General features: G+C 41.4%; 3 protein-coding genes and 1 pseudogene. All 4 read left to right on the top strand.

Annotated features, from left to right (window positions below; translation table 11 throughout):
* Window positions 1–126, top strand: a pseudogene (locus tag F0227_RS21645) (transketolase); the annotation flags it as partial.
* Window positions 127–305: 179 nt separating this feature from the next.
* Window positions 306–1331, top strand: coding sequence for an erythrose-4-phosphate dehydrogenase (epd, locus tag F0227_RS21640; protein ID WP_171755326.1), 1026 nt, complete (start codon window positions 306–308; stop codon window positions 1329–1331).
* A 136-nt stretch (window positions 1332–1467) separates the two neighbouring features.
* Window positions 1468–2631: a phosphoglycerate kinase gene (locus F0227_RS21635; RefSeq protein WP_171755325.1), complete on the top strand. Its 1164-nt coding sequence runs from the start codon at window positions 1468–1470 to the stop codon at window positions 2629–2631.
* A 143-nt stretch (window positions 2632–2774) separates the two neighbouring features.
* Window positions 2775–3851 (top strand): class II fructose-bisphosphate aldolase, encoded by a 1077-nt coding sequence (fbaA, locus tag F0227_RS21630; protein ID WP_171755324.1) that lies wholly within the window; start codon window positions 2775–2777, stop codon window positions 3849–3851.
* Window positions 3852–4004: the final 153 nt, after the last annotated feature.

Below are 4004 nucleotides of genomic sequence, written 5' to 3'. Positions count from 1 at the left end.
GGTTTTGACGGCCGCATCATCGGTATGACAACCTTTGGTGAGTCAGCTCCGGCAGGCGAACTCTTTAAGATGTTCGGCTTTACCGTAGAAAACGTTGTCGATACCGCGAAAGAGCTACTGGCTTAATCCATCACCTTTCAGTGCTTCTTTGAGCACTGACGTGAATACTGTAAAAACCGGAGATCTTAGGATTTCCGGTTTTTTTATTGCGTTTTATTGTTGAAAAACTGAGCCTAGTTGCCGTGCGAAAGCCAGGATAATCGGTTAGTATCCCACTCTAAAGACAATAATAATTAGGCAAAAAAATGCTAAAAGTTGCAATTAACGGTTTTGGCCGTATTGGTAGAAATGTACTTCGTGCCCTATACGAAAGCGGAAAAAACGAGCAGATAAAAATTGTTGCAGTGAATGAACTGGCTCAGCCTGATGCGATGGCGCACCTGTTGCAATACGATACCAGCCATGGACGCTTTAGTAAGAAAATATCGAATGATCAGCAGCACCTGTTTATCCACCACAATAATGGTGAGTTTGATTCAGTTCGAATACTTCACTTAGCTGAAATTGAACTGCTACCTTGGCGAGATTTGGAAGTAGATATAGTGCTAGATTGCACCGGTGTATACGGCGATAGAGCCGATGGCCTACAGCATATCGCCGCGGGTGCAAAAAAAGTGCTATTTTCTCATCCAGGTGGTCATGATATCGATAACACCATTATTTATGGTGTGAATCAAAGTACCTTACTTCCTGAACACAACATTGTTTCGAATGGTTCATGTACAACCAACTGTATCGTACCGGTAATAAAGGTACTGGATGATGCGTTTGGTATTGAGTCTGGTTCTATTACCACTATCCACTCTTCTATGAATGATCAACAGGTCATTGATGCCTACCATTCAGATCTGCGCCGTACCCGTGCTGCCAGTCAATCAATTATTCCGGTAGATACCAAGCTTCATAAAGGCATTGAAAGAATATTTCCGAAATTTTCTAACAAATTTGAAGCTATTTCCGTCAGAGTTCCCACTGTTAACGTTACTGCGATAGATTTAAGTGTCACAATTAATGCAAATGTGAAAGTTAATGACGTAAATCAAACCATAATAGAGGCATCTCGGTGTACATTACGTGACATTGTTGACTATACTGAATTACCTTTGGTTTCGATTGATTTTAATCATGATGCGCACAGCGCGATTGTAGATGGAACGCAGACCAGAGTTAGCAACGGTCATCTAGTAAAAATGTTAGTTTGGTGCGACAACGAGTGGGGTTTCGCCAACCGAATGCTGGATACCGCATTAGTTATGTTGCCATGTGAATAAATGAATTTGGGATTAAAGTGAAATTTTTCTTGAAATTAAATTACATAATCCCCACATAGGTAGCAGTTAAAGAATTTCTATGTTTGGCATGATGCTGAGCTGTTTAAAACTTTATATTTAATTGAGAGGACAAACCATGTCTGTAATCAAGATGACCGACCTGGACCTAGCAGGTAAACGTGTATTTATCCGTGCTGACCTTAACGTACCAGTAAAAGAAGGAAAAGTGACTTCTGATGCTCGTATTCTAGCATCGTTACCAACCATTAAGCTTTGTTTAGAAGCTGGTGCTAAAGTAATGGTGACATCTCACTTAGGTCGCCCAACTGAAGGTGAATACGCTGAAGAGTTCTCTCTACAACCTGTTGTTAATTACTTAAATGACGCTTTAGATTGTGACGTTAAGTTAGCAAAAGACTATTTAGATGGTCTTGAGCTCAACACTGGTGAATTAGTTGTTCTTGAAAATGTTCGCTTTAATAAAGGCGAGAAGAAAAATGAAGAAGAGCTATCTAAGAAATACGCGGCATTGTGTGATGTATTTGTTATGGATGCATTTGGTACGGCTCACCGTGCTCAAGCTTCTACGCATGGCGTAGGTACTTACTCACCAGTTGCATGTGCAGGTCCTTTACTTGCAAATGAACTAGAAGCTCTTGCTCAAGCAATGGACAAACCAGCTCGTCCAATGGTTGCTATTGTTGGTGGTTCTAAAGTATCAACTAAGTTAACGGTTCTAGAATCACTATCTAAAGTAGCAGATCAGCTTGTTGTTGGTGGTGGTATTGCGAACACGTTTATCGCAGCATCTGGCCACAATGTTGGTAAATCGCTTTATGAAGCCGATCTTGTTGATACCGCGAAGAAACTGATGGAAGAGTGCGCTATTCCTGTTGCAACTGATGTGGCTTGTGCTAAAGCGTTTGATGAAAATGCAGAAGCTGTAATCAAAGATGTATCAGAAGTACAAGATGACGATATGATTTTTGACCTAGGTCCAAATAGCTCAGCTGAATTGGCTGAAATTCTTAAAAATGCAAAAACCATTCTTTGGAACGGTCCAGTAGGTGTTTTTGAATTTAAGAACTTTGAAGCTGGTACGGAATCTATTTCAAAAGCAATTGCAGAGTCAGAAGGCTTCTCTGTTGCTGGTGGCGGCGATACTTTAGCTGCTATAGATAAATTTGGTATCAAAGCTGATGTTTCTTACATCTCAACAGGTGGTGGCGCTTTCCTTGAATTTGTTGAAGGTAAAGTACTTCCTGCTGTAGCGATGCTTGAAGAGCGTGCTAAAGCATAAATATTGAAGTGAACGGGAATAATTATTCCCGTTTTTACGTTTGCTGCGCTAGGTTTTATTGATAGAATGCCGCTGCGTAGGGAGCAAACGTTTGCAAGATTCGCAAGAATTCATTTAAAACGACAGAAAATAGGACTCAATCCATGTCTAAGATCTTCGATTTCGTAAAGCCAGGTGTTATCTCTGGTGAAGACGTACAAAAAGTATTTGAAGTTGCTAAAGAAAATAACTTCGCTTTACCAGCTGTAAACTGTGTAGGTACTGACTCTGTAAACGCAGTACTAGAAGCAGCGGCGAAAGTAAAAGCCCCTGTTATTGTTCAGTTCTCTAACGGCGGTGCTGCTTTCTTCGCAGGTAAAGGCCTTAAGCTTGAAGGTCAAGGTACGCAAGTACTTGGTGCTGTTGCTGGTGCAAAATATGTACACGCAGTAGCTGAATCTTACGGTGTGCCAGTGATTCTTCATACTGACCATGCAGCTAAGAAACTTCTTCCATGGATTGATGGTCTTCTGGATGCAGGTGAAGAGTTCTTTGCTCAAACAGGTAAGCCTCTATTCTCTTCTCACATGATTGACCTTTCTGAAGAGTCTCTAGAAGAGAACATCGAAATTTCTGGTCAATACCTTGCTCGCATGGCGAAAATGGGCATGACTCTAGAAATCGAATTGGGTTGTACTGGTGGTGAAGAAGATGGCGTTGATAACTCTGATATGGACGCATCTGAACTATATACTTCTCCTGAAGATGTAGCGTATGCATATGAAAAATTAAACGCTATCAGCCCTAACTTCACTATTGCAGCATCATTTGGTAACGTGCACGGTGTATACCAAGCAGGTAACGTTGTACTGACTCCAACTATTTTACGTGACTCTCAAGCATACTGTGCTGAGAAATTTGGTATTGCACCAAATGCACTAAACTTTGTATTCCACGGTGGTTCTGGTTCTTCTGAAGAAGAGATTCAAGAGTCTATCGGTTACGGTGTTATCAAAATGAACATCGATACTGATACTCAGTGGGCTTGCTGGGACGGTATCCGCGTATACGAAGCGGCTAATCGTGAATTCTTGCAAGGTCAAATCGGTAACCCAACAGGTGAAGCGGCTCCAAACAAGAAGTACTATGATCCACGTGTATGGCTACGTGCTGGTCAAGCGTCTATGGTTACTCGTCTTGAGAAAGCATTTGCTGACCTTAATGCGGTTGACGTGCTATAAGCAGCTCTCGCTAATTAGATTTAATTTAAGAACCGCTCATTAGAGCGGTTTTTTTTGTATGCAGAAAACCCCCAGCTAGGCTGGGGGTTCCGTAAAGCTTACAGCTATGAGTCAGTTATAAAACCCCTTTCAATTTGTTAAAACCTCCTTGTG

Source organism: Vibrio sp. 99-8-1 (assembly GCF_013114595.1).
In the GTDB taxonomy this organism is placed as follows: Bacteria; Pseudomonadota; Gammaproteobacteria; order Enterobacterales; family Vibrionaceae; genus Vibrio.
The sequence above is the reverse complement of the archived record's forward strand: the minus strand, read 5'-3'. Positions and strand labels throughout refer to the sequence as shown.

What these genes read in the sequence shown, in the direction of transcription:
- F0227_RS21635 (WP_171755325.1), top strand. Translation starts at nt 1,468, where the DNA reads ATGTCTGTAATCAAGATGACCGACCTGGACCTAGCAGGTAAACGTGTA.
- epd (WP_171755326.1), top strand. Translation starts at nt 306, where the DNA reads ATGCTAAAAGTTGCAATTAACGGTTTTGGCCGTATTGGTAGAAATGTA.
- fbaA (WP_171755324.1), top strand. Translation starts at nt 2,775, where the DNA reads ATGTCTAAGATCTTCGATTTCGTAAAGCCAGGTGTTATCTCTGGTGAA.